Origin of the sequence: Rhizobium sp. LjRoot254 (assembly GCF_964254105.1) — a bacterium.
In the GTDB taxonomy this organism is placed as follows: Bacteria; Pseudomonadota; Alphaproteobacteria; order Rhizobiales; family Rhizobiaceae; genus Rhizobium_E.
Map to the genome: position 1 here is coordinate 3,585,114 of NZ_CAXUSM020000001.1, position 24,860 is coordinate 3,609,973.

The following is a 24,860-nucleotide window of genomic DNA, read 5'->3' on the forward strand; positions in this document are numbered from 1 at the left end:
GATTGATTGCCGTGGGAGGCAATGCGGTTTCTCTGTTTCGGGGCGGTTTTTGAAAACTCTATTCGTTGCTGCATGTCTAACCGTGCTCGGCGCTTTCAGCACCCACGCATCGGAATGCAATCGCTATGCGATCGAGATCACCACGTCACCGGTGATCTATCAGTGGACCAGCGCGCTTGAAAAGGCGTCCAACTTGCTGGCGGCACCACCGAGCCGGGCGGACACCATCCTGCTGGGCGACTCGCTTCTCGCCTTCTGGCCGCGCGATCTGGCGGAAACGCAGTTCGGCAAGGGCAGCGTCTGGAACTTCGCGGTCGGCGGCAGCCGGACTCAGCATATTCTCTGGCAATTGGAAAAGCTTGGTGCGACCAACCTGCATCCGCGCGAAGTCGTCGTGCTGATCGGCACCAACAATCTTACGGATGAGAAACTGCCGGCCTGCGCGATCGTCGCCGGCATCCAGGCGGTGGTGGGCAGGACGCATGAGACATGGCCGGGCGCGACCGTGCATGTGATGGGCATCCCGCCGCGTGGCTTCGATTTCCATTTCCGGGACGGTGCGCGCAAATCGATCAACGACGAGGTCCGCCGCTGGATCGCGACGCTCGAAAGAACCCGCTACTTCGAAGTCGATGCCATGCGGATGACCTGCGGCCGCTACAGCGAGGCGGCGCAGAGCACGCTCAACCTCACGCCCGACGAACCGAAAAATCGCTGCGAGAACTATGCCGACGACTTCGGTCATTTCAAGCGGCCGGGATATGAGGTGATTTACTCCGCCCTGCGCGACGAGATCAATTAACGCATTGATTCCTGAACGCCATTGCTTAGATTGTGCGCCGAAGTTCGAGGGACGTTTTTCGCATGCGCGTATATTTTCTGGACCGGATCAGGATCGTTCTGACGATCCTGGTGATCGCGCATCATAGCGCCATCACCTATGGCGCCAGCGGCGGATGGTTCCTGAGACTGGTGGACGACAAGAGCACGTCCAGTCTCGTCCTGACCCTGCTCGCAGCCGTCAACCAGGCCTTCTTCATGGGCTTCTTCTTCCTGATCTCGGGCTACCTGACGCCAAGCTCCCATGACCGCAAAGGCTGGCTCGATTTCACCCGCGACCGGCTGATAAGGCTCGGCCTGCCGACGCTGTTCTTCGGCTTCGTCATCGGCCCTCTAACAGTGGCAATCACCCGGACGCGAAGCTGGGATTTCGCGAGCGAATGGTTCGGTATCATGGCGCAAGGCCGTTTCGTGATCGGCCCGATGTGGTTTGCCTATGCGCTGTTGGTCTTCTCGCTCGCCTATGTCGCCTGGCGGAAGCTGGTGCCGGTGAAGCCCGCGCCGCGAAAGCCCATCCCCGGACATCGGACATGGATTCTTGCTGCCCTGGGTGTCGGCGCTGCCGCGCTCATCATCCGGCAATTCGTGCCGGTGGGCGAAGAGGTGCTCGATCTTCAGCTCGGCTATTTCGCCTCCCATGTCTTCCTGTTTGCGCTCGGCTGCATTGCGGAACGCTACGGCTGGCTCACGGAGGTCAAGCGCAAGCACGCCATGCCCTGGGTGATCGTGGCAGCCGTCGCCATTCCATTGCTGCCGATTGCGCTTGTAGTGGGCGAGCAGATCGGCCAGACGAATTTCGCCACCGGCTTTTCCTTCCCGGCGGTCTTCTATGCCTTTTGGGAACCTGTCGTAGCCTGGGGTATCATCGCAGGCATGCTGTGGATCTTCCATCTCCGGTTCAACGAGCAGGACAAGCGCTGGGGCGGCCTCGCGCGGCAGACATATGGCGCGTTCATCGTTCATCCCCCTGTCATCGTGACGATCGCGATCCTGCTGGAAAGCATCCCCGCCCCGGCGCTGGTCAAGTTCCTGCTGCTCACTGCGCTCGGCACATTAGCGTCGTTCGCGCTCGCTTGGGCGATCCGCAAGATTCCCTTCGTCAAGCTCGCCGTCTGATCGCATACACGCAAGACGTAAGTCCTTCAGAACGCGCCTCAATTGGAACATTGCTGGCACCTCAAGCCTTGATATGCAATGATAGCCAACGAGGGGGAATTGCCGATGACCGACTACGAAAAACTGATCGATACGGAAACCTGGGCGTTCATCGACCGAACGAACTCCTTCTATCCGCCCGAGACGATAGACTTCACGATCGACCAGCAGCGCGCGGTCTATGACCGCATGTGCCGGGAATTCTTCACCGGCTATCCCGAAGGCGTTTCCGCCGAGACCAAGGTGATCGCGCTCCGCGACCGCAATATCCCTGTCCGGCGCTATCGCGCGATGAAATATGACGCCCATGCCGTCGTCATCTACTATCACGGCGGCGGTTTCGTCGTCGGCGGCCTGGAAAGCCATGACGATGTCTGCGCCGAAATCTGCCATCGCACAGGCTTCGAAGTGGTCTCCGTCGATTACCGGCTTTCGCCTGAGCACAAGCATCCCGCTGCCTTTGACGACGCACTGGCTGCTTTCGAATGGGTCGCGGACGGATACGATATTCCGATCGTGCTTGCGGGCGACAGCGCCGGCGGCAATCTCGCATGCGCCGTGGCGCACGCGACGCGCAAGCATCCGAGAAAGCCGATCGGCCAGATGCTGATCTATCCGGGCCTCGGCGGCGACATAACGAAAGGCTCCTACGTCAAGCATGCGGACGCCCCGATGCTGACCATGCGCGACCTCATCTTCTACAAGGACATCCGTACCGGCGGAAAGGACGCAACCGGCGACGTGTCCTATATGCCTCTCGCGGACAGGGATTTCATCAACCTGCCACCGACCGTGATCATATCGGCCGAATGCGATCCCCTGTCATCCGATGGCGAGGCCTATCGCGACCGGATGCTGGCTGCCGGCGGCAAGGCATGGTGGCACGAGGAAGCGGGACTGGTGCACGGCTATCTCCGCGCCCGGCACACCGTCGCGAGGGCGCGCGAAAGTTTCAGCCGCATCGTGGATGCCATCAAGATGCTCGGCCGCAAGGAATGGACCCATCCCCTGCATGCGCCCGTCAAGTCAGAAATGACTCGGCCTTCATCGTCTCTGGCCGCGGTACACCCAATCGATTGAGGATGGTCGGCGCCAGGCTCAACTGGTCGAGCAGCGTGTCGTGCTCGGGACCCCTACCCTCGCCGAAATAGTACATCGCGAAATCCTGTTGCTCATCCGCATGGCCGCCATGGTGGCCGCGCGGCGATTGGCCGTGATCGGCGCAGACCATGACCTCATAGCCGGCCTCGCGCCAGCGCGGCAGGAAGGCGGCGAGCTGGGCGTCCATCACGAACAGCGCATGGTCCATTTCACGCGTGTCATGGCCGAAGCGATGGCCCATGGAATCGAGCGTGCAGGTATGCAGGATGCCGTAATCGATGCCGTGGCGCTCGGTCAGCATCGTCAGCGTTGCGAACAGGTCGGTGTCGCTCGGCGTCATCTGGTTGATGAGATTATAACCGGTCATGGTGTGGAACCGACCATGGGTGATCGGACCTTCCGGCTCGTCATACTCCATGTCGCGCACCAGATCGAACGGATAGCGATTGAAGAATTCCGACCAGTAGGAATGGGTGACCGCACCGGTCCTGCCGCCGGCCTTGATCACCTCGGAAAAGATATCCGGCTGGCTGAGCCGGAAACGGACCTCGTTGGACAGCACGCCATGCACCTGCGGCGGCACACCGGTATGGATCGACGCGTAGCAGCATGCCGATGTCGAAGGCAGCACCGACCGCATCTTCCAGACCTGCGCATCCCCATGCTTCACCCAGCCCTCGAGATTGCCCATGAAGGTGCGGAAATTGCGATAGGGCACGCCATCGAGAATGATGAGCAGGAGTTTGGATTTGAGCGGCATCGTGTTGACCTCGATCTACTTTGATTGTCTTTTCAGCGCGGAGGTTCACCCCTCACCAACTTCGGCCAAGGGCTCGCTACGCGTGCCCGGCCTGCGTATCCTCTCCCGCAGGGGGAGAGGTAGGGTGCCACACGCACGGCTTTGACCTGAGGCGAGGCGGTGCCGCGGGTTTACCTCTCCCCTTGCGGGAGAGGATAGCAAGTCCGCGTGAGCCGCAGGCGAATGCATGGACGCGCTTGGTGAGGGGTGAGCCACCCATGCCGGACACGCGATGTTTCAATTCCCAGCACTCGCCATCTTGCGCCCCGCAATAGCCGTCTCCAGCCAGCCGATCTCCATCTCCGGCACGGACGACAGCAACAGGTCGGTATAATCGTCGAATGGCGGCGTGAGCACCTGGCTCTTCGAACCATACCGCACCACCTCGCCGCGATACATGACGGCGATGGAGTCGGCGATCGACTTCACCGTGGCGAGATCGTGGGTGATGAAGAGATAGGCGACCTGTTCGATCTTCTGCAGGTTGAGCAGAAGTTTCAGGATGCCGTTGGCCACCAGTGGGTCAAGCGCGGATGTCACCTCGTCGCAGATGATCAGCTTGGGCTTAGCGGCCAGCGCGCGGGCGATGCAGACGCGCTGTTTTTGACCACCTGAAAGCTCGGCCGGATAGCGGTCGATGAAGCCCGTGCCCATCTCGATTTCCTCGAGCAGTTCCTTCACCCGCTTGTCGCGCTCGGCGCCCCGAAGGCCGAAATAGAAGGTCAGCGGGCGACCGATGATCGTGCCCACCGTATGGCGCGGATTCATCGCCACGTCGGCCATCTGGTAGATCATCTGGAGCTGGCGGAGATCGTCCTTGCTGCGGTCGGTCAGCCGGTTCGACAGCTTGCGACCGTCAAAGATCACCTCGCCCTGCTGCGGCGGCAGCAGGCCGGTGATGGCACGGGCGAGCGTCGATTTGCCGGAACCGGATTCGCCGACCACGGCAAGCGTCTGGCCGGGATGGATATCGACAGAGACGTCCTTGAGCACCTTGACGATGCCGTTGCCATAGGCGGCGGTGACGTTCTTCACCGACAGGATCGGCTTGGGTGTCGGCTGCTTTTCCTCGTGCTCGATATGATGGACCGAGACCAGCGCCTGGGTATAGGGCTCCTTCGGCTGCTTGATGATCTCGAAGGTCGTGCCCTTTTCGACCATCTTGCCGTGACGCAGCACCATGATGTCATCGGCAACCTGGGCGACCACCGCGAGATCGTGGGTGATATAAAGCGCTGCGACACCGGTGTCCCGGATCGCATCCTTGATCGCAGCCAGCACATCGATCTGGGTCGTCACGTCGAGCGCCGTCGTCGGCTCATCGAAGACGATCAGATCAGGCTCCGGGCAAAGCGCCATGGCCGTCATGACGCGCTGAAGCTGACCGCCGGAGACCTGGTGCGGATAGCGCCGGCCGATATTCTCGGGATCGGGCAGGCTCAATTTCTTGAACAGAGCTATCGCGCGTTTCTCGGCCTCGGCGCGATTGGCGACGCCGTGCTTGAGCGAGGATTCCACCACCTGGTCCATCAGCCGTTGCGCCGGATTAAACGCGGCGGCAGCCGACTGCGCGACATAGCAGACCTCGCGGCCGCGCAATTTCCGGATGCCGTTCTTGCCCTGCTCAAGAATATTGCGGCCGTTGAGGACGATCTCGCCGCCGGTAATCCGCACACCGCCCCGGCCGTAGCCCATCGGCGACAGCCCGATGGTGGATTTGCCGGCGCCGGATTCGCCGATCAGGCCGAGCACCCTGCCCTTTTCAAGCGTCAGCGACACATTATCGACGATCGTGGCCGTACGCGGTGCCTCGCCGGGCGGATAGACGGTCGCTTCGATGCGGAGATTGCGGATATCGAGCAAGGTATCAGCCATTGCCGCGCCCTCCCTTGAGGTCGGTGGTCCGGTTCAGGATCCAGTCGGCGACCAGATTGACGGAGATGGCGAGCGCCGCGATCGCGCCGGCGGGGATCAGCGCCGCCGGGATACCGAAAACGATGCCGTCCTTGTTCTCCTTGACCATGCCGCCCCAATCCGCCGCCGGCGGTTGCACGCCGAGACCGAGGAAGGACAGCGCGGAGAGGAAGAGCACGGCATAGATGAAGCGCAGGCCGAATTCCGAGACCAAGGGCGAGAGCGCATTCGGCAGGATCTCCGCAAAGATCACCCACCACTTGCCCTCGCCGCGCAGCTTGGCGGCTTCGACGAAATCCATGACGTTGAGATCGACCGCGACCGCGCGCGACAGGCGATAGACGCGGGTCGAGTCGAGAACGCCCATGACCAGGATCAGCGTCATGAGAGTGGATGGCAGGACCGAGAGCACGACCAGGCCGAAGATCAGCGTCGGGATCGCCATCAGGAGATCAACGAGCCGCGACATGGTCATGTCGAACCAGCCGCCGGCGACGGCCGCGGCAAAGCCCAGGATCGCGCCCATCGAGAACGAGATCAGCGTCGCGATCACGGCGATGAAGATTGTGGTCTGGGCGCCATAGATCATGCGGGAGAGCAGGTCACGACCGAGGTTGTCGGTGCCGAGGGGGAATTTTGCCGACATCGGCTCCCAGACGCCACCGGCAATCTCGCCGAGGCCATAGGGTGCGATGACCTGCGCGAAAACCGCCACAAGCAGAAACAGCATCGTGAGGATCAGGCCGATCAGGGCGCCGGGAGGAACTCGTCTTATGTTAAGCATGGTGCGCCCTCACTTTGGATGCCGGAGGCGCGGATTGGCGAGGATCGACGCCACGTCAGCCACCACGTTGAGGAAAATATAGACGGCGGCGAAGATCAGCCCCACGGCCTGCACCACGGGCACATCGCGCTTGGCGACATGGTCGACCAGATATTGCCCCATGCCGGGATAGACGAAGATCACCTCGACCACGACCACGCCGACGACGAGGAAGGCGAGATTGATCATCACCACATTGATGATCGGCGCGATGGCGTTCGGAAAGGCATGTTTCCAGATGATTTCGAAGGCGGTCAGGCCCTTGAGCTCCGCGGTTTCGATATAGGCCGATTGCATGACATTGAGGATCGCGGCGCGTGTCATGCGCATCATATGCGCAAGCACGACCAGTGTCAGCGCGGTGGCCGGCAGCGCGATGGCCTTCATCTTCTCAAGAAAGGGCATGCCTTCATAGACGGTCGAAATGCCCGGAAAGATCTGGAATTTGACCGCGAAGAAATAGACCAGCAGATAGCCGATGAAGAATTCCGGCACCGAGGTCGAAGCGAGCGCAAGGCCGGAAATCAGCTTGTCGACCGGTCCGTTGCGGTAGCGGACCGCGAGCAGCCCGAGGATGATCGCCAGCGGGATCGAGACAACAGCCGCCCAGAATGCGAGGAACAACGTGTTCCACAGCCGGCCCTTGATCGATGTCGCGATGTCGAGCTTGCTCGTCAGCGCAGTGCCGAGGTCACCCTGCAGGATACCGAACAGCCAGCGGAAATACCTGACATAGGCCGGATCGTTCAGGCCCATCTCCTCGCGCAGGTTTGCCAGCGAGACAGGGGTCGCCGATTGGCCGAGAATGGATTGCGCGACGTCGCCGGGCAGGATCTGCGTTCCGGCGAAGATCAGGACGGAAACGGCGAATAGCAATAGGATGCCCAGCGCGACGCGCTGGGCAATGAGTTTTACGATGGGCGATGACATATCCGGTCCGTCCGGATCACGCCGCGAGCCAGCAACGCTGAAGGGCGTAGCCGCCCGACAGTTCGTAATTGGGGTCCTCGACCCAGCCCTCGACGCCCGGACCCGTCGCATCGATATAGTCGTTGAACATCGGCGCGATCAGGCCGCCTTCGGCCTGGAGTATCGTCGCCATGTCGCGATAAAGCCCCTTGCGCTTGGTGTTGTCGAGTTCGGCGCGAGCCTGGAGAAGCAGCTGGTCGAACTTCTCGTTGAAGAAGCGCGTGTCGTTCCAGTCGGCCTTGGAGTAATAGGCGGTGGAATACATCTGGTCCTGGGTCGGACGGCCGCCCCAGTAGGATGTCGAGAAGGGCTGCTTGTTCCAGACTTCCGACCAGTAGCCGTCACCCGGCTCGCGCTTGACTTCCAGCGTGATGCCGGCCTGGGCGCAGGACTGCTGGTAAAGCTGTGCGGCATCGACTGCACCCGGGAATGCGACATCGGAGGTACGCAGCAGGACCGAACCGGAATGGCCGGACTTCTTGTAGTGGGCCGCTGCCTTTTCAGGATCGAAGGGGCGCTGCTCCAGATCGTCGGCAAACAGCGGATAGGCCTTGTTGATCGGGATGTCATTGCCGATGGAACCATAGCCCATCAGGATGCGATCGACCATTTCCTGGCGGTTCATCGCATATTTCAGCGCGAGCCGCAGGTCGAGGTTGTCGAAGGGCGCCGTGTTGCAATGGGCGATGAACACATAGTGGCCGCGGCCGGATGCGGTGCGGATCGTGACACCAGGGACGCGCTTGATGAGATCGACGATCTTCGGCTCGACGCGGTTGATCATGTTGACCTGACCGCTCTGCAAGGCCGAGATTCGGGCGGTCGCGTCGTTGATGACGATGATCTCGATCGTCGAGGCGTGGCCGAGATCGGCGTTGTAGTAGCCGTCATATTTCTCGAGCACGTGGCGGACGCCGGGCTCGTTCGCGACGACCTTGTAGGGACCGCAGCTGATGCCTTCGGTCGGATTGTCCTTGCCGCCGTTCGGCTGGATCATCAGGTGATAATCGCCCATCAGGTAGGGAAGGTCGGCATTGGCCTCCTTGAGGCCGATAACCACGGTGTCGCCGTCGACCTTCATGCTGGCAATGCCGGTCATCAGGCCTAGCGCGCCGGATTTCGACTTTTCGTCCGAGTGGCGCTCGAGCGTCGCCAGCACGTCCTGCGCCGTGACATCCTTGCCATTGTGGAAGGTGACGCCTTTGCGGATCTTGAAGGTCCAGGTCTTGGCGTCCGGCGACGAGCCGAACTCCGAAGCAACGCGCGGCACGATTTCACCGGTCGGCGAGAGCGTCACCAATCCGTCGCCGTACTGCCAGCCGAGCATGGCCGGAACCTGGCTCTGCCAGGTGGCGGGGTCGAGGCTGTCCGTGGACGTGCCGCCCTGCATGCCGGCCTTCAATGTTCCGCCCTTGACCGGGCCAGCCGCCTGGACGGCGGTCGACAGCAGGCCATTGGCGAAAGTCGCGCTCACGCCGAGCGCCGCCGCTCGACCGAGAAATTCGCGGCGGCTCAGCCTGCCGGATGCAACGCGCATGCTGAGATAGGAAAGTTCGTCAGACATATGGTTCCCCTGTTTTTGACCTGCCGGCCCGCCTGAAGGCCGATGCCGGATAATGAGCGGCAGCCCCCTGGCCGGCGATACTATGCGCGCCATTTCGTATTGCAATAACGAAGGTGTGCCGGCGGGCATAATGATGCCTGCCGCGTGTTTCGACAGAGTTGTCTACAGGGTTTCGTGGGACCGTCAGGCAACGAGCGTCGTGACGCCGTGATCCTCCACTAGCCGCAGATTGCCGATCTTTTCCAGTGCCTCCGTGAGTTGCTGACGGCTCGCCGGCTTGATCATGTAGCCGCGCGCTCCATGCTCGTGGGCGCGACGCAAGTCGTTCTCGTCGCTGGAGGTCGACAGGATGCAGACCGGAATGGCCCTGAGCCGGGGATCGGCGCCGAGATTGTCGAGAACCTGGAAACCATCCATCAGCGGCATGTTGATGTCGAGCAGGACGAGATCGACCGGCAGGCCGCCCCGTTCTGCAAGACGGCTCTCCAGCCAGCTCAGCGCTTCCTTGCCGTTCGTCGACACATGCAGGTGGAAATGAACCTTTTCCATTTCCATCAGCTTAATCCGCGTCAGATGCACATCCGCCGGGCTATCCTCGACCAGCAGCACGTCGGCCATCCTGCCGCCAGCACGCGCCGCCGATGTTTCCTGTGCTCCGATGATAGTGCCGGCGCCGGTGGCATGGTCCATTCGCTCGGGTTCGGCTTGCGCCGGAAACGCCGTGACGAAAGCGGTTCCGCCATCCGGCGCATCCTCGCAGTGGATCGTGGCACCGTGCAGTTCGGCGATGCGGCGGCAGATCGCCAGGCCCAGCCCCGAGCCCTCGACCTCCCGGCCGACAAGACGCCTGAACGGCTTGAAGATCACCTCCCGATATTCGGGCGCGATACCGGGCCCGTTGTCGGCGACCGTCAGGCGAAGCGCGCCATCGACCCGTTCCATCGAAACCGTCACGCGCGGCGGCACGTCCCGACAATAATGAATGGCATTGGAGATCAGGTTCTGGAGCAATTGCGCGATCAACAAGGCGTCACCCGCCATCGTGCCGAGATCGTGTTCGATGACAATGGCATCGCGGCTTTCGATCTGCTGGCTGAGGTTGGTCCTGACCTGCTTGAGGACTTCGATCAGCGAAACGTCCTTGGGCTGAATCCTGCCCTGGGATTCAAGCCGCGTATAGCGCGATATGGAGTTGATCAGGCTCTCCATGTTGTCCGCGGCCTTCAGCACATAGTCCATTAACTCGCCGTTTTCCGGCAACAGATCGGCCGAGCCCCGGATGATCTTGCCGAAGGACTTGATGGTTCTTAGCGGCTCCTTCAGATCATGCGCCATCGCGCGTGTAAAAATCTCGAGCGACTGGCGCTGCTGCTCGAGCTTGCTGGCCAGGTCCTGCTGGGTGATGGCGTGCGAGATCGCCCGCTCGAGCTCATGCTGGGAAATCGCGTCCTTGGCGAAGTAATCCTGTGCGCCGGCCTTCATGACATCGACCGCCACCATCTCGTTGCCTTGCCCGGTCAGCATGATGGCCGCAACGAAGGGGTTGAACTTGCGGATCTCCTCCAGCACCGCCACGCCGTTGCGTCCCGGCAGGGAGTAGTCCAGCAGAATGCAGTCCGGCAGTTGATCCCGGCACAGCGCGATACCTTCCTCGCCGGTGGCCGCTTCCAGCACGCGATAAGGCACGGACGTGCCACGCGTGAGCATGCGCCGGAAGGCCTCGCGGTCGTCTTCGCTGTCGTCGATGATGAGGATCGTCGTCGGCCCCGCCATTCAGTCCTCCCGAGGCAGGAGAGCGATCTCGAACCAGTATTCCTTCAGGCGCTGGACCGCCGCGAAAAGGCCGTCGAGATCGACCGGCTTCTGGATATAGGTGTTGGCGCCGAGGATGTAGCATTCCTCTATGTCGCGCTCATCACTCGACGTGGTCAGCACCACGACGGGTATTTTCCGCAACACGGGATCGGATTTGATGATGGCGAGGATGCGCCGCCCATCGAGGCCGGGCATGTTGAGGTCGAGCAGTACGAGGCCGGGCCGGCCTTCGCCTTCCCGCAATATCGACAGTGCTTCCATGCCCGAGGCCGCCCGGCGGATCGGGTTCTTGAGGTTGGTCCGCTTGAAGGCGCGCATGGTCGCCTCGAAGTCGTCCTCACTGTCCTCAACGATCAGAATCGTCTGCGCTCCGTTCGCCAGGGCCATCATTCCTGCTCCATCGCCAATGTGAAGAAAAACGTCGTCCCGGTGCCGGGCTGCGACCTGGGCCAGATCTTGCCGCCATGGCGGGCGATGATCTTGCGGACGAAGGTCAGCCCGACGCCCGTCCCCTCACCTTCAGTCTCGGCTTTCTCCAGCCTTTTGAATATCCTGAAGATATCCTGATAGAATTCCGGCGCAATGCCTTTGCCGTTGTCGCGGACATAAAAAACATTGCGCACCGGCTTGCCGGCGTCGTCGGTCTCGGCATCGAGGAAGCCTACCTCCACGACTTTCTCCGGCTTGTCATTGTATTTGACGCCGTTGACGATGAGATTGCGGAACACTTCCGTGATCCGCACGGCATCGACGGTGACGGTGGGCAGAGGCCCGTTGATCACCACCTTTGCATGGTTTTCCTCGAGGAATTGCTCGCTGGTCGCCAGGATATCGCGGATCACCACATTGACGTCGGTCTTCTGGACCGCCAGTTCCTGCCGGCCGATGCGCGAGAAATAGAGCAGGTCGTTGACGAGTTTTTCCATCCGTTGGCTGAGATAGACAAGACGGTTGAGCCGGCGCTTTCCATCGGCGTCGAGAATGGCGTCGTAATCCTCAAGCAGGAAACGCGAATGGTTATGCAGGCCGCGTAGCGGTTCTTTCAGGTCATGCGAGGCGATATAGGCGAACTCGTCGAGTTCCTGGTTGGACCGCTCAAGGTCGGCAGCGTAGGCGCCGAGCCGGTTGAGCGCCTGCCGCAAAGTCTCCTCCTGCTTCTTGCGGCTGCTCAGGTCGCGCAGGATGCCGACGAACTGCTTCTCCTGCCCCTCTGACAGCACCGAGATCGAAATATCGAGCGGGAAGGTCGATCCGTCATTGCGCCTGCCGCTCACTTCACGGATCGTGCCGATGATCCGTTTTTCGCCCGTCTCGGCATAGTGCTCGAGATAGCCGTCATGGGCGGAATGATAGGGTTCGGGCATCAGGACATTGACGTTCTGACCGAGCAGGTCCTGCTCCTTGTAGCCGAACAGCGTCTCGGCGGACGGATTGAAGCCGCTGATCTTGCCGTGATCATCGATCGTGACGACCGCATCCGGCGAATTGTTCATGAGGGCGGCGAATGCAGTCCTGCCGACCTCTCCCTGCTGGACGGCGATCTTGAAATAATAGATCAGCGCCGCAACGATGAAGAGCGTCGCGATGCCGAAGGACCGTCCGATGAAACGCTGGAAGAAATCGTCATGGTACTCGACCTTGGCGATATAGGCGAGAAACGAGAATACCGCACAGGTGAGTGCTAACGAGAATGCGATACGACGGTCCTTGAACCAGATCGCGCTGAGGACCACGGGAATATAGATGACATTGGAGCCAATGAATGGCGGCGTGCTGAGGTCGAACAACAGACCGACGAGGCAGAGTGCCGAAGACACGGCGAAATGCAGGCGCGAAGATTGTCGGAGCGCCGGGTGACGCGCCTGCAGCAGCAAAACCGTGCCAAGCAGCCAGATTGCGATGGCCGTGAGTAGCGCCATGCCAGCGAAATCACGCCACTGATAGGTGAATTCCAGACCGAACACGTAGCCGAAGACGGATGTAAATCCCAGGCCAGAGGCGATCAGGCCCCCCGTCGTCAGGGCAAGCGCATCAGGCGCCCGCGCAATGAAAGCGATATAGACCTGCGTCAGACAGAAGGCGAGAATGGCGACGGATGTGTTGGGCGACATGCCGCCCTTGAAGTCGGCGAGCAGATCCGGCGACACGACGAACCCTGAGAAAATGCGCCCCACACCAACCGGATTGTTCGATACGAGTTCGAGTATCTGGGCACAGGCGAGAAAGAGCGGCACCAGAACGAGATAGCCGCTCAGCCGCCGGAACTTCAGGTTTGCCGACAGAGAGGCAGCCGCGCTCAAGCCGCATAGAAACAGGCTGATCGCGGTATTGAAGGACATGCCCGGTAGGTTGTCGGAAATCGGGATAAGGACACGAATGCCGAACAGCCAGGCGACCAGAACCAGCGCGCCGAGCGCCGTGGCGACGGCTGCCGCGGCTCGGGCCATGTTCAGCCGGGAATGCTCCGGCAGAATGTTTTGTCCGGCAGCCTTTTCCATCACGCTATTTCGCCCATCCTCGATGGATTTCCTGCCCGAGCCCCCGGCCGATCCTCCGCCGTTAAACTCGCTCTCTCGAAGCAATCTGCGGGCGACGGTATCAGAAGGCGGCGCTGCGCCGCAATCGCCTGTTGCAGCATCGTGTGCTATTGGTGGTCGCCAGCGTCGCCGGCGTCAAATCCTGGATCAAAAAGAATACGGCGAACGGTTACAATTGGCGCTTGCAGTAAATGTCCGCCACGATCAGGTTCCCAGCATGACATCAGGCACACCAGAGATATTCTACGTGGACGACAGTCCCGACGACCTTTTCCTCGCCAATTACCAGATGCGCGAGGGCGAATTTTCATTCGTTTTGAAAACTTTCAGCACCGGGATTGCCGCGATCATGGACATGGAGAGGCGCGCCGCACGCGGCGAAGCTCTACCGCTGATGCTGGTCGCCGACCACTACATGCCGATCACCGACGGACCCGAGCTTTTCCGCCTGATCCGGGCAAATCGCCAGCTCGCCGGCGTGCTGCTGGCAAGCTGCAGCGGTGGCGATGATCCCCATGACAGAACGGCTGCGGAGGAAGCGGGCGCCGACTTCATTCTCGGCAAACCGCTCGATCTTGCACTTTGTCAAGAGTTGGTCTCGCGTCCGCCGATTGCCTGAATACAGCCTCCGTCTTGTTTCATTTTGAATAAGAACTTGATTCCGGTAACGATTTTTAAATTAGCTGGAGCGAATTTTCGATTGACTTTGACAAAATGCAAACGAGAATTGCGCTTGGTGAATCGCGAACACGCCTTTTGGATGTGCATGGGAGAATTTGCACCGGGTGGCCGTGGGAGATTCGAGGTAGATCTTGGGATGTGAGGTCCGGATATCGGCTTGGTGCCGTCCGTGCTTCATGTGAGGAAAAAGGAGAGCCGGAACAGTTTGTCAACACCTGTGCCCAATGTGAAAAACTTGGGAACTCTGTTCCGGCCCTTTGTAACGTCCGGATCGGTTTGGAAATCCAGACTACCGGAAATGCCTGGGAGGAGATGGGCAATCCGGAATGCAATCGGTCAAGTCTCGACATATCGGGAACTTGTTCTGAGAGAGCCGGCTCAATGGATCCGCCAATCCACTTCATGCCCGTATACCCCGGTGGGCACAGTGAGCCAACTCTCTCATTCAAGTCCTGCAGTATTGTCCAAGGTCTCAGGTGTCCCCCAAAAAACCTGCAACTATACACAGAAACGAGTACGGAGACGCTGAAACAATTCCGAACTTTGGGAGGTTTGATGTCCGCCAGGTTGCTACAACTCGACCCGTAAATGTCGTCTGCACCAAATCAACTCTCTTGCAGTCTTTTTAGCGATTCCTACTTCGCGTGAAAATCCCAAGATGTTGGGAGAAGAGCAAATTCTGCAACCCAAGGCATCAAGGGGTATGACGAAAATCAATAAGATGCCGTTAACCGTATTTTTTCCGATCTGCGTGATGATCTGAAACAGCAGGAAGAGACAGAGAATGAACCATATGATGGATATCCCGCTGCATGCAGGGCCGGAGATGGATCGCGCCATCAACCGGACGGACTTCTTCCGTCTGTACAAATCCGTATGCCGCGCCTCCGGCTTCGAGTATTTCGTCCTGGTTCAGCATACGGACCGGGGCTCTCGATACGATCCGGTCTCCAGTTTCCTGCTGACCAACATTCCCGACCACGAACGGCCGGCGCTGGCGCGCGCCCTTTCCGACGACAAGGGCGAGGTCCATAGCCGCATGCATTCGTCGGCCTCGCCCTTCACATCAGGCCTCTCGTTCGAAAGCCTCACCGGCGAAGCCGAGGCGTCCTCGGCCAATTGCGCTTTGGCATTGCCGCTGCACAGCCCGGAGGGAAAGCGCTACTGGCTGATGCTGGCCGGCAAAAGGCCGCCGCCGGGCAGGCGTGAACTCGCCGAACTGATGCTTGATTCGATGCGTATCTTCGCCAAGTTCCACGAGAAGATCCTGGTTGGCGAAGCGTCCGCGCAATTGACCGCGCGCGAGGTGGAAGTGGTGAAATGGACGAGCGAGGGCAAGACATCCGCCGAGATCGCCATCATCCTCGGCCTGTCCGAACACACGGTGATCTCGCACATCACGTCGGCCGCACGGAAACTGAAAGCCGTCAACCGCGTTCACATGATCGCCATCGCGGTACGCAAAGGCATTGTCCATTAGAGGACGGGCCTTACGGAAGCCAGTGACGCAATGAATTGAGGGAATGAGGGTTCAGATGAACGCCACCGCGAAAGCAGCGCCGGACAGCGAGCGCATCAAGATACTCATGGTCGATGACGAAATCCTTGAATTCAAGGTTTTGCAGCAGAAGATGAAATCGGCGCCGGATTATGTGATCGACGCCGAATTCGCCCAGTCCATCGAGGAAGCGGTCGAACGCACCAAGCAGGTGCCTTTCGAGCTGATCCTGGTCGACAACCGGCTGCTGCCCAACAACGACTTCCGCGAGACAGTGCCGCGCCTGCGCGAGATCGGCTATACCGGCCCGATCGGTGTCGTCTCCTCCGACATCTCCGATTCCTATTTCCAGGAGTTCGAGGACTTCGGCGTCGATTTCCGCATCGGCAAGGACGAGATCGACTATCACGCTCTGCGCCATATCATAAGCGAATATGTGAGCTACAAGGTTCCCGAGGCCTGGCGCGAGGACATGAAATAGTCAGCGATTCAAGGGCAGCGTAATTTCAAAGACGCTGCCGTCTTCGCGAGAGCTGCTCCGCAGCCTGATATCGCCTTCCAGCGCGTGCAGGATCGACTTGCACACCGAGAGCCCGAGGCCGGCTCCCTTCTCTCCGGTCTGCTTGGGCACGCTCCAGAACGCGTCGAAAATCCGCGTGGCATAGCGCGGGTCGATGCCCGTGCCGTTGTCGGCGACCAGGATGACGGCATTGCTGCCTGCGGTCGAAGCGGAGATTTGGATTTCCGGCGAGTGTCCCCCTGCCCATTCCAGCGCGTTCGCGATGAGGTTTGCGAAGACTTTCTCGATGAGGACCGGATCACCCGTGACGGTGGGCAGGTCTCCCCACGACAGTTTCGCCTTCGATTGTTCCAAGGGATCGGCGAGCATTTGCGAGACGTCGCGCACGGTCTCATCGAGCGGCACCGCGCGGAACTCAGGCGCCGCCGTGCCGGTCGAAAAGGCGATGAGGCGTTTGGTCAGCACCTGCAGCTGACGCGCCTTCTCAGCCATGGTGACCAGCATCTGGCGCTTTTCCTGGGTGGCGCCGGTACCGAAATCCTCGAGCAGGAGATCGCCATACATTGCGATATGGCGGAGCGGCCCGATCAGATCGTGCGAGGCGGCGGCAGCAAATTGATGTACGCGCGAGACAGCTTCGTCCTTGCGCGCGAGCGACGCCATGCGGGCGGAAATATCTGTCCAGACACCGGAGAGCTTGTTGCCTTTCACGCGGCCGCTGGCCTCGATCCAGATCCAATGCCCATCGGCATGCCGGACGCGAAACTCCACGATCATCGCCTTCGATCTTCCGCCGAGGAGATCGAGGACGGCGCGGCGCAGACCGGCCAGGTCGTCGGGATGCACGAAGGTCGAGAGATCGTCGAGCCCGGGCAGGCCCCGTGAAAAATCGACACCAAGCAACGGACCGGGAGTCGGCTCGATCACAATCGCGCCGTCTCCGCCTTCCGCATCCCAGGTACCCAATACGCTTTGCATTGCATCCGCCGCAAGTCAGTCAATCGACCAATGATACGCCCAATGAAGATCGCTGCAACCGCTTGACGAAAATCAATTCAGGAAAACACGAACGCTTGCCGCGCGACCTGTCGCATCGATGACCGTGAGTGTCGAAAATCCGGATCCGTCCGGCCGCCAGTTGAAGACGCGCTTGCGGGTGACATCGGGCATGGCGACGCCGTTCGCGAGCCAGCGGAAAGGCGGGCGTCCGCCCTGGAGCTTGATTGCGAGTGGTGTCGCATCGCCCATCGCGAAGCCGAGATCCACTTCGGCGCCTTCGGGGGGATAGACGATCTGCGGCGCCGGTTCCTTGGCGGAGAAGGAGATCAGGCCCGATCCCGTATGCGAGAAGCGCTTCAAGCTGGCGGGCAATTCCCGTTCGCTTAACCGCAGCGCTCCGGCAGGCGCCGTCGGCAGGGCGACGATCGCCACACCGGACCGCCTGAAAGCCTCGAACAGGATCGGCGCCGCCGACTTGTATCCAGCTAGGCCCGGGATGGCGCCATTGTCGGCGCGGCCGATCCAGACACCGACGACATGGCGGCCATCGAAGCCGACCGACCAGGCGTCGCGGTAGCCGTAACTGGTGCCGGTCTTATAGGCGATGCCGCTATCGACCGATCCGACCGGCGGCTTCACCCCCGAAAGGATGTCGGCGATCTGCCAGGCAGCCACAGAATCGAGAATCGGTGCGCTTTCAATTTTGTCAGGGTCTTCATGCACGCCGTCGCCGAGCTTGACCGGCCTGCCGCGATTGGCAAGGCCGGCATAGAGCTGCACCAGATCCTTGAGCGTGATGCCCGCGCCGCCGAGCGCTATGGCCAGCCCCGGCGCTTCACCCACCGGCAGCACCAGCTTGACACCGGCGCGACGGAAACGGACCTGCAGCCGCGAAGGCCCGATCGCATCGAGGATACGCACCGCCGGCACGTTGAGGCTCTTCTGCAGCGCCTCGCGGATCGTCACGTCGCCTTGGTAGGTCATGTCGAAATTCTTCGGGCGGTAGCCGAAGAAGTCGGCCGGGCGATCCTCGATGATCGTCTGCTGCGCGATGATGCCCTCTTCGAAACCGAGCCCGTAGACGAAGGGCTTGAGCGCCGAGCCTGGCGAACGCAGTTGGCGGGTCATGTCGATCCAGCCGGAGCGGGTCGCGTCGAGATAGTCGGCGGAGCCAACTTCGCCGAGAATTTCGCCAGTCTTGACGTCGGCCATGACGATGGCGACGGAGAGTTTGGGGCCGAGCTTCTTGGAGGCCTCGCGTGCAACCTGCTCCAGCGCCTGTTGTACATCGCGGCGCAGCGTCGTCTTGTGGGCGGTGCGTTCTGGCCATTTGCGGAGCGCCGCCTCGGAGAGGTGTGCTGCGAGCGAGGGCAGCGCCTTCCTCTTTTTCGGCACGGGGAAGATAATCGCGCGGTCCGCCTCGCCATCACCGATCACGCTGGCAACGGCCATGCGCCTGAGCACGCGTTCGCGGGCGGCTTCCGCATTCCTATGGAAACGGTCGGGGCGACGGCGTTCGGGCAGCTGCGGCAGCGCCACGAGAAGTGCTGCATCGGCCACGGAAAGCCGGCGCGGTTCCTTGCCGAAATAGGCGAGGCTTGCGGAACGAACGCCTTCGAGATTGCCGCCATAAGGCGCGAGATTGAGGTAGAGATCGAGGATCTCGGCCTTGGAAAGACGCCGCTCGATCTGTACGGCACGCGCCATCTGCAGGAGTTTCGACGAGAAAGAGCGGCCTTCGCGCGGCTCGCTGAGGCGGGCGACCTGCATCGACAATGTCGAGCCGCCTGAGACGATCCGGCCATGGGTGACGAGCTGCAGGCCGGCGCGGCCAAGCGCCCAAAGGTCAATGCCGCGATGCTCGTAGAAACGCTGATCCTCATAGGCGATCAGCATGCGGATGAATTGCGGATCGACATCCGCGGCCGACACCTTCAGCCGCCAGCGGCTGTCCGGTGTGGTGAATGCACGCAGCAGGCGCCCGTCGGCATCCAGCACTTCACGCGAACTCACCAGCGCCTGTTCCAGCGGCGGCGGAAAGGCCTGGTCGGCCCAGGCAATGGCCCAGGTGATCCCGGCGGCGAAAACCGCCTGGATCAGGGTCAGGATCGTGAGCGTCCGTTTGATAGTCATTGCTGCCGGGATCCTTGTGGGGGCGCCTTACGGCGCCACCACCTTCATCTTGCCAGCTGCGCTACGGGCGTAGAGCTGCGGGCGATACATGTCCTCGACGCTCGCGGCCGGATGGTCGTAGGTGCCTGGGGTGACCGCACGGACGACATAGGCGAGCGTCACGTCGCTCCGGTCGCCGGGATAGCGGTCGATGGCCGCCAGGAACCGGTCGTAGCGGAACTCGAGGTGAGCGGCTTCCGTCTCCGGCAGCCAGTCGAAGCTTCCGAGGCTGGCGCTGTTGACCAGGCCCGGATTGTCGATCTGGAAACCAGCCGGCAGAAGGTCGGTGACCATCATCCGGGTCTGGAGGTCGTTCTTCGGCTTGATCGTGAGAACCGCGACATAGCGCTCGTTCTGCGTGGCTTCGCTGACATTGGCCTCTTCACCATCGAGCGTGTAATAGGCGCGCGAGATTTCGAAGCCGTCGCCACCGGCGGTCAGCGGAGTCTTGGGCGAAGCGACCGAGGTGATCACCGCCGTCACCGGTTCGTTGGCCGTGTTGACCACTTCAAGCGGGTTGGCGAGCAGTTGCTCACCCGACATCCGGCTCTGGAAACCGCCCTGCTTGAGTGTTCCATTGACCGAGACGCGGATATCCTGGTCGCCATCCTTGATCGCGCGGGCGGCCAGCACCATCCAGGTCTGTTCCTGGGTGGAGAGCCACGTCGTGCGTTCCCAATCGCGGGCCACGAGCTTTGCGAGTTCCGGCACGACCTGGCTCTGCGGACGGCTTTCGGCCGCCAGCGCCAGGATTGCCGCATCGTCGCGCAGCGCCGAACCGTAGTCGGAGCGCGAGAGGCTGACATTGACCAGCATACCAGACATGTTGGCCACACTTGCGAAGATGCGTTCCGAACGCTCACGGTCACCATAGAGCGCCAGAGATGCGGCAATATGGCCACGGGCGAGTTCGGTCGGGAAGTCCTTCAGCATCGTGTCGGCATAGTAGCGCAGGTCGCTGATCGCCGCGCGGCGATTGCGGGCCAGCACATAGAGCGCATAGGCCATCTCGTTGCCGCGCACGGAGACGTTATTGTCGTAGCCGAGCTGGTTTTCGAGATTGTCGAGCGCCTGCACGAGCGCCTGTTCCGGAACCTCGAACTTCTGTTCGCGGGCACGTGTCAGGAAGTCGGTGACATAGGCATCGAGCCACATGTCGCCGGAGCCGGGCGACCAGAGGCCAAAGCTGCCCGAGGACGACTGGTAGGAGAGGACGCGGTAGATCGCTTCCTGCACCCGCTTCTTCGTGGCTTCATCCTGCGCGATGCCGGATTGGGCCGAGAGTTCCGAGAGATAGAGCAGCGGCATGGCGCGGCTCGTCGTCTGCTCGGCGCAGCCATAGGGGTAGCGGTCGAGCGTCATCAGCAGCGCCGGCACATCGAAGGCGGGCGAGCGCGTCAGGTTCAGACTGACCGAGGCACCCTGCATGATGCTGTCGGCGAGCAACTGGCTGTCGAGCGACAGGCTGCGGCCCGGATCGATCCGCACCAGCCGGCGTTCGGTGAGCGGCAAAGTCGAAGGACGAACATTGACGTTGAGCGCCTGCTCAATCGAGAACCCGTTGGGGCCTTCGACCTTGACCGTGATGACACCGTCACCTGCCAGGCCACCCTTGATCGGGATGGTGAAGTCGGACTTGCCCTTGGCTTCGAGCTTGATCGTCTTGGCCGTCACTTCTGGAATGATCGAGACCGAAGCATTGGAGACAAGGCTGAGCTTGTAATCGCCCGAGGGCAGATCGGTGTTGGCGATATCGAGACGGAACTGTGCTTCGTCTCCCGGCGCCAGGAACCGCGGCAGGCTCGCGGTCACCACGATGGGATCGCGGATCACCACGTCCTTGACGGCGTGGCCGACGCCGGTCTTGGTCCAGGCAACCGCCATCAAACGAGCCGTGCCGTTGAACTGCGGGATGTCGAACTTGACGACCGCCCTGCCCTGGGCATCAAGCTTCACGGGGCCTGCGAAGAAGGCCACGAGCTTTTCGGTCGGCGGGCTGGCATCAAGCGCGCCATTGCCGTCACCACCGGTGCGAAGGCGGCCGGTCGTGCCGAGCGAACCATCGATCAGACGGCCATAGAGGTCGCGGATTTCGAGACCCAGCATGCGCTGGCCGAAATACCAGCCATCCGGATCCGGCGCCTCATAGCGGGTCAGGTTGAGGATGCCGACGTCGACGGCAGCAAGCGTGATGTAGGCTTCCTCATTGGCGCCGGCGCCCTTGACGTCGACCGCGATTTCGAGCGGCTGGCGCGGTAGGGTCTGCTCCGGAGCGTTGAGCGTGATCGCGAGCTTGTTTTCGCCCGGATCGACGTCCAGCCACTTGATGCCGATGGAACGCATCGGCATGCGGCTGTCCTGGGAATCGCCCGGACGGAACATCGTGGCGGTGATATAGGCGCCGGAACCGAGATCGGCGGTAACCGGGATCTCGATCTCGCCGCCTTCCTTGGCGATCGTCGCGTTCTTGGAGATCAACACGCTTTCGGTGCCGACATTGATCAGCGCCTCGCCGGCAAAGCGCGGCGAGATCTTGAGCTTGGCGATATCGCCGACCTTGTAGCTTTCCTTGTCGAGCGCGATTTCAAGGCCATCGGGCGTTTCGGTCGAGGATGCCTCGACGTACCAGCCGGCATCGAATTCCACACTTGAGGTCGGGCCGTCGGTTGCCGCGGATTCGATTTCCAGGCGGTAGCGGCCCCAGGTTGCGGGCACCGAGATCTTGCCGCCGTCAGCGGTCAGATCGAGTGTGCCGGTTGCCATCTGCTGGCTGGAGGAGATCGGCTCGTAGCGCCAGGTGCCACCGTCGCGGTACCACTGATACTGGCGCTCGATGCGGAGAAGCTTCCACTTGAGACCGGTCATCGGCGTCTTCTTGCCGGCGGCATCAAGGCCGATGACATGGAAATTGCCGATCGAATTCTCGGCGAGGTCGCCCTGGAATTCCGGCTTGATGCCGATCATCTCGTTGCCGGAATTGACCGGCAGCGTCATGGTGCGCTCGACGGCACGGCCGCCGGGCTCGCTCATGCGGACGGTAATATTGGCATTGAGGAACTGCGTGGTCGACGGCAGGTCCGGCAGCATTATATCGAAGCTTGTCTTGCCCTCGTCGTCGAGCACTTCGAGATTTTCGAGCGCAACGGTCGTGCCATCCGATGATTCCTCGTCGGCGAGACCGAACATGTAGCCCGGGAACTCGTTGCGGGTCCGGGTCGGCTTGACGGCGACGTCGCCTTCGAGCTCGAGGCCGGCAGCCGGCGCGCCATAGAGATAGCGGCCCTCGACGGAAATCGCCTCGGGCTGGCCGGCAGTGATCGCCTCATCGGCGGCAGTCATGGTGAATTCCGTGCGATCGGGCACAAAGTCGTCAACCAGGAAGTTGACAGTGCTGATCGCCGGCTCCTTGGGGTCGGTGAAGACCTGCATCACCCACGAGCCGCGCATGGAACTGTCCTGCAGCGCGAGATCGACGGAATAGCCGCCGAGTTGTCCGCCGCTGGACACGATGCGGCGATCCTCGACGCCATCGGGACGCAGGAAGACGAAGGTCAGCGGCAGCTTTTCGATCGCCTGGCCGGCGATGTCGCGCGCCAAAGCAGCGACATGCACGGTTTCGCCGACGCGGTAGATGCCGCGCTCGGTCCAGGACAGGACGTCGATCGCGCCCGGCGCCGGACGGCCGGTGACACCGCGATCAGAAAGGTCGAAGCCCGCGCGGGTGAGATCGAGGAACACATAGTCCTTGGCGCCATCGGTGGCGGTCAGGAAGGCAGGCGTCATGGCGGCGGTGCCGCGCATCAGGCCGGCGGAAAGCATCACGCGGCCATCGGCATCAGTGCTTGCGGTGCCGAGGATTTCGTTGTTCTTGGCAAGCAGCGTCAGCTTGATATTGGCGGCCGGCTTGGCGGTCGACAGCGAGCGGACGAAGACATTGAGGCCATCGGTGCCGGCATAGGTCGAGATGCCGAGATCGGAGACCACGAACCACTGGGTGGCCTTGGCTTCCCAATCGCTGGCATTGGACTGCTTGGAAACGGCGGTCAGCACGTAGACGCCGGGCTTGCGCTCGGGCAGTGCTTCATCGACCGGGAAGCTGGTGATAATTTCCTTGTTCAGTTCGGGCTTGATGTCGATCGAGCCCTTCCAGACGAGTTCGCCCTGCTGCTCTTCGATGCGCGTGGCGTTGTAGCCATCCATCTGGCTGAGGAACTGCGAATTCTGCAACAGCGAGGTGATGTTGCGATCGCCGATCCGGTAGAGCTTCAGGTCGGCGCTGTCGGAATTGATCGAGACGAGCGGGATGCCGTGACGGGCGGTGCTGGGAAGCACGAAGCTGTCGCCGGTGAAGCGGACGCTCGGGCCGCGATCCTTGACGTATGCGTCGATATCGACCTGTGCCATCAACGGCTCGTCGACCGACGACGGCAGGCCCTCGCGGACTGCAATCTTGTAGCGCTGGCCATGCTGCAGGCCTTCGACGCAAATCTGCGAACCCTTGGCATCGAGCGCCTTGGGTGCCACGCCATCGAGCGTCACGAAGGAGGAATAGTCCACGCCTTCCTTGACCAGGTCTTCCGAGAACTGGATGCAGGCGCGCGGATTGGCGCTGTCATTGTCGATCGTGTTGCCGGTGACGCGGAAGCCCTGGCGGAAGCGCAGGTCTTCATAGGCGACGCGGACCGTGCCGTCATCGACCAGCTTCAGGCTGGCCTTGTAGGCATTGAGGCCGGCGCGATAGCTCGAATTGTTTTCAAGCGATTTTGCCAGGATCGCCAATGCCTTGCCGCGCGAAGTCTTGGTGTGCGTCAGGTTGTAGGCGTTGATGGAGGCGCTCAGGCCCTGGTAGTTGATCTCGTAATTGTTGTTGATGCGGGTCGAGACATTGGCCGCCTCGGCCCACAAATCGGCATTTTCAGGGTCGAGCGTCAAGGCGGCCTTGAAGGCGATCATCGCCTGGTCGATTGCGCCTGAATTAACGGCCTGGCGCGCCATCGTGATCGCGCTTTCGAGCCCGACGCCTTGATAGCCGTCGGGGGTCATGAGCTTGTCCTTGAAGCGCTCGGCTTCACCCAAAGTATATTCGTTGATGAAATCGAGCGGCGGGGCGGCGCCGATATCCGGCTCGGCCACCTCGGTCACGATCTTGCCCGCGACGGCGCCCGGGAATGGGTTCATCTTGTTGAAATCGGATTTCAGGAAGCACCACTGCGCCTTCGTGTTGTAGGTGAAGGCCTTGCAGGCTTTGTCGCCGATGCAGATGTTCTGGCACTGTTCGAGCGTCACTTCCTGCTCGGTGCGGAGGTCGAAGCCGAAATAATCGGCATCCTTGACCGTCACGATCGTGCGCGCACCTTCGGCGGCAAACGAGGTGGATATCGAGAAGAGAAGTGCAGCGAGCAAGAGAGTGAAACGGATAGAGACGCGCATGGCGGTCAGCTCCCAATGACGGCGAAATTAAAAACAGTCTTTA

The 24,860-nt window shown here is 61.3% G+C and carries 17 protein-coding genes; 6 read left to right on the forward strand and 11 right to left on the reverse strand.

Annotated features, from left to right (window positions below):
* Window positions 1-49 precede the first annotated feature (49 nt).
* From ACSQ26_RS17700 to ACSQ26_RS17710, 3 genes are all read left to right on the forward strand, one after another.
* Window positions 50-802, forward strand: a complete 753-nt coding sequence (locus ACSQ26_RS17700) for a GDSL-type esterase/lipase family protein (protein WP_436011086.1) — start codon at window positions 50-52, stop codon at window positions 800-802.
* 62 nt (window positions 803-864) lie between these two features.
* Window positions 865-1,956 (forward strand): acyltransferase family protein, encoded by a 1,092-nt coding sequence (locus tag ACSQ26_RS17705; protein ID WP_436011088.1) that lies wholly within the window; start codon window positions 865-867, stop codon window positions 1,954-1,956.
* A 105-nt stretch (window positions 1,957-2,061) separates the two neighbouring features.
* Window positions 2,062-3,075 carry an alpha/beta hydrolase gene (locus ACSQ26_RS17710; protein WP_436011090.1) on the forward strand — a complete coding sequence of 338 codons (1,014 nt, stop codon included), beginning with the start codon at window positions 2,062-2,064 and terminating at the stop codon, window positions 3,073-3,075.
* Here the strand turns inward: ACSQ26_RS17710 and ACSQ26_RS17715 are convergent.
* From ACSQ26_RS17715 to ACSQ26_RS17750, 8 genes are all read right to left on the reverse strand, one after another.
* Window positions 3,017-3,856 (reverse strand): alkaline phosphatase family protein, encoded by an 840-nt coding sequence (locus ACSQ26_RS17715; RefSeq protein WP_436011092.1) that lies wholly within the window; start codon window positions 3,854-3,856, stop codon window positions 3,017-3,019. The genes ACSQ26_RS17710 and ACSQ26_RS17715 overlap by 59 nt on opposite strands.
* Window positions 3,857-4,132: 276 nt before the next feature.
* Window positions 4,133-5,770, reverse strand: a complete 1,638-nt coding sequence (locus ACSQ26_RS17720; RefSeq protein WP_436011094.1) for an ABC transporter ATP-binding protein — start codon at window positions 5,768-5,770, stop codon at window positions 4,133-4,135.
* A complete protein-coding gene (locus tag ACSQ26_RS17725) occupies window positions 5,763-6,593 on the reverse strand; it encodes an ABC transporter permease (RefSeq protein WP_436011096.1) in 831 nt (276 codons plus the stop codon). Before ACSQ26_RS17725 ends, ACSQ26_RS17720 begins: the two co-directional genes overlap by 8 nt.
* Window positions 6,594-6,602: 9 nt before the next feature.
* Window positions 6,603-7,562 (reverse strand): ABC transporter permease, encoded by a 960-nt coding sequence (locus ACSQ26_RS17730; protein WP_436011098.1) that lies wholly within the window; start codon window positions 7,560-7,562, stop codon window positions 6,603-6,605.
* Window positions 7,563-7,578: 16 nt separating this feature from the next.
* A complete protein-coding gene (locus tag ACSQ26_RS17735) occupies window positions 7,579-9,165 on the reverse strand; it encodes an ABC transporter substrate-binding protein (RefSeq protein ID WP_436011100.1) in 1,587 nt (528 codons plus the stop codon).
* A 183-nt stretch (window positions 9,166-9,348) separates the two neighbouring features.
* Window positions 9,349-10,938 carry a response regulator gene (locus ACSQ26_RS17740; protein ID WP_436011102.1) on the reverse strand — a complete coding sequence of 530 codons (1,590 nt, stop codon included), beginning with the start codon at window positions 10,936-10,938 and terminating at the stop codon, window positions 9,349-9,351.
* Window positions 10,939-11,367, reverse strand: a complete 429-nt coding sequence (locus ACSQ26_RS17745) for a response regulator (RefSeq protein ID WP_436015330.1) — start codon at window positions 11,365-11,367, stop codon at window positions 10,939-10,941.
* Window positions 11,367-13,427, reverse strand: a complete 2,061-nt coding sequence (locus ACSQ26_RS17750) for a sensor histidine kinase (protein ID WP_436011104.1) — start codon at window positions 13,425-13,427, stop codon at window positions 11,367-11,369. The genes ACSQ26_RS17745 and ACSQ26_RS17750 overlap by 1 nt, the downstream gene beginning before the upstream one ends.
* Between ACSQ26_RS17750 and ACSQ26_RS17755 the strand changes: the two genes are divergently transcribed.
* The 3 genes from ACSQ26_RS17755 (at window position 13,426) to ACSQ26_RS17765 (ending at window position 16,177) form a co-directional block, all read left to right on the forward strand.
* Window positions 13,426-14,136 carry a response regulator gene (locus tag ACSQ26_RS17755; RefSeq protein ID WP_436011106.1) on the forward strand — a complete coding sequence of 237 codons (711 nt, stop codon included), beginning with the start codon at window positions 13,426-13,428 and terminating at the stop codon, window positions 14,134-14,136. The two genes, ACSQ26_RS17750 and ACSQ26_RS17755, sit on opposite strands and share 2 nt — an antisense overlap.
* Window positions 14,137-14,982: 846 nt before the next feature.
* Window positions 14,983-15,678, forward strand: coding sequence for a helix-turn-helix domain-containing protein (locus ACSQ26_RS17760; protein ID WP_436011108.1), 696 nt, complete (start codon window positions 14,983-14,985; stop codon window positions 15,676-15,678).
* A 55-nt stretch (window positions 15,679-15,733) separates the two neighbouring features.
* Window positions 15,734-16,177: a response regulator gene (locus ACSQ26_RS17765; RefSeq protein ID WP_436011110.1), complete on the forward strand. Its 444-nt coding sequence runs from the start codon at window positions 15,734-15,736 to the stop codon at window positions 16,175-16,177.
* Here ACSQ26_RS17765 and ACSQ26_RS17770 read toward each other — a convergent pair whose 3' ends face one another.
* The 3 genes from ACSQ26_RS17770 to ACSQ26_RS17780 all read right to left on the reverse strand — a co-directional run bounded on the left by ACSQ26_RS17770 (window position 16,178) and on the right by ACSQ26_RS17780 (window position 24,817).
* Complete coding sequence (locus ACSQ26_RS17770; RefSeq protein WP_436011112.1) at window positions 16,178-17,194, reverse strand: sensor histidine kinase; 1,017 nt, start codon at window positions 17,192-17,194, stop codon at window positions 16,178-16,180.
* A gap of 72 nt (window positions 17,195-17,266) precedes the next feature.
* The gene (gene pbpC / locus ACSQ26_RS17775; RefSeq protein WP_436011114.1) at window positions 17,267-19,348 is read right to left on the reverse strand and encodes a penicillin-binding protein 1C; all 2,082 of its coding nucleotides are present in this window, start codon (window positions 19,346-19,348) and stop codon (window positions 17,267-17,269) included.
* Between the two features lie 27 nt (window positions 19,349-19,375).
* Window positions 19,376-24,817, reverse strand: coding sequence for an alpha-2-macroglobulin family protein (locus ACSQ26_RS17780; protein ID WP_436011116.1), 5,442 nt, complete (start codon window positions 24,815-24,817; stop codon window positions 19,376-19,378).
* Between the last annotated feature and the right edge of the window lie 43 nt (window positions 24,818-24,860).

What these genes read in the sequence shown, in the direction of transcription:
- ACSQ26_RS17705 (WP_436011088.1), top strand. Translation starts at nt 865, where the DNA reads ATGCGCGTATATTTTCTGGACCGGATCAGGATCGTTCTGACGATCCTG.
- ACSQ26_RS17710 (WP_436011090.1), top strand. Translation starts at nt 2,062, where the DNA reads ATGACCGACTACGAAAAACTGATCGATACGGAAACCTGGGCGTTCATC.
- ACSQ26_RS17715 (WP_436011092.1), bottom strand. Translation starts at nt 3,856, where the DNA reads ATGCCGCTCAAATCCAAACTCCTGCTCATCATTCTCGATGGCGTGCCC.
- ACSQ26_RS17720 (WP_436011094.1), bottom strand. Translation starts at nt 5,770, where the DNA reads ATGGCTGATACCTTGCTCGATATCCGCAATCTCCGCATCGAAGCGACC.
- ACSQ26_RS17725 (WP_436011096.1), bottom strand. Translation starts at nt 6,593, where the DNA reads ATGCTTAACATAAGACGAGTTCCTCCCGGCGCCCTGATCGGCCTGATC.
- ACSQ26_RS17730 (WP_436011098.1), bottom strand. Translation starts at nt 7,562, where the DNA reads ATGTCATCGCCCATCGTAAAACTCATTGCCCAGCGCGTCGCGCTGGGC.
- ACSQ26_RS17735 (WP_436011100.1), bottom strand. Translation starts at nt 9,165, where the DNA reads ATGTCTGACGAACTTTCCTATCTCAGCATGCGCGTTGCATCCGGCAGG.
- ACSQ26_RS17740 (WP_436011102.1), bottom strand. Translation starts at nt 10,938, where the DNA reads ATGGCGGGGCCGACGACGATCCTCATCATCGACGACAGCGAAGACGAC.
- ACSQ26_RS17745 (WP_436015330.1), bottom strand. Translation starts at nt 11,367, where the DNA reads ATGGCCCTGGCGAACGGAGCGCAGACGATTCTGATCGTTGAGGACAGT.
- ACSQ26_RS17755 (WP_436011106.1), top strand. Translation starts at nt 13,426, where the DNA reads ATGTTCAGCCGGGAATGCTCCGGCAGAATGTTTTGTCCGGCAGCCTTT.
- ACSQ26_RS17750 (WP_436011104.1), bottom strand. Translation starts at nt 13,427, where the DNA reads ATGGCCCGAGCCGCGGCAGCCGTCGCCACGGCGCTCGGCGCGCTGGTT.
- ACSQ26_RS17760 (WP_436011108.1), top strand. Translation starts at nt 14,983, where the DNA reads ATGAACCATATGATGGATATCCCGCTGCATGCAGGGCCGGAGATGGAT.
- ACSQ26_RS17765 (WP_436011110.1), top strand. Translation starts at nt 15,734, where the DNA reads ATGAACGCCACCGCGAAAGCAGCGCCGGACAGCGAGCGCATCAAGATA.
- ACSQ26_RS17770 (WP_436011112.1), bottom strand. Translation starts at nt 17,194, where the DNA reads ATGCAAAGCGTATTGGGTACCTGGGATGCGGAAGGCGGAGACGGCGCG.
- pbpC (WP_436011114.1), bottom strand. Translation starts at nt 19,348, where the DNA reads ATGACTATCAAACGGACGCTCACGATCCTGACCCTGATCCAGGCGGTT.
- ACSQ26_RS17780 (WP_436011116.1), bottom strand. Translation starts at nt 24,817, where the DNA reads ATGCGCGTCTCTATCCGTTTCACTCTCTTGCTCGCTGCACTTCTCTTC.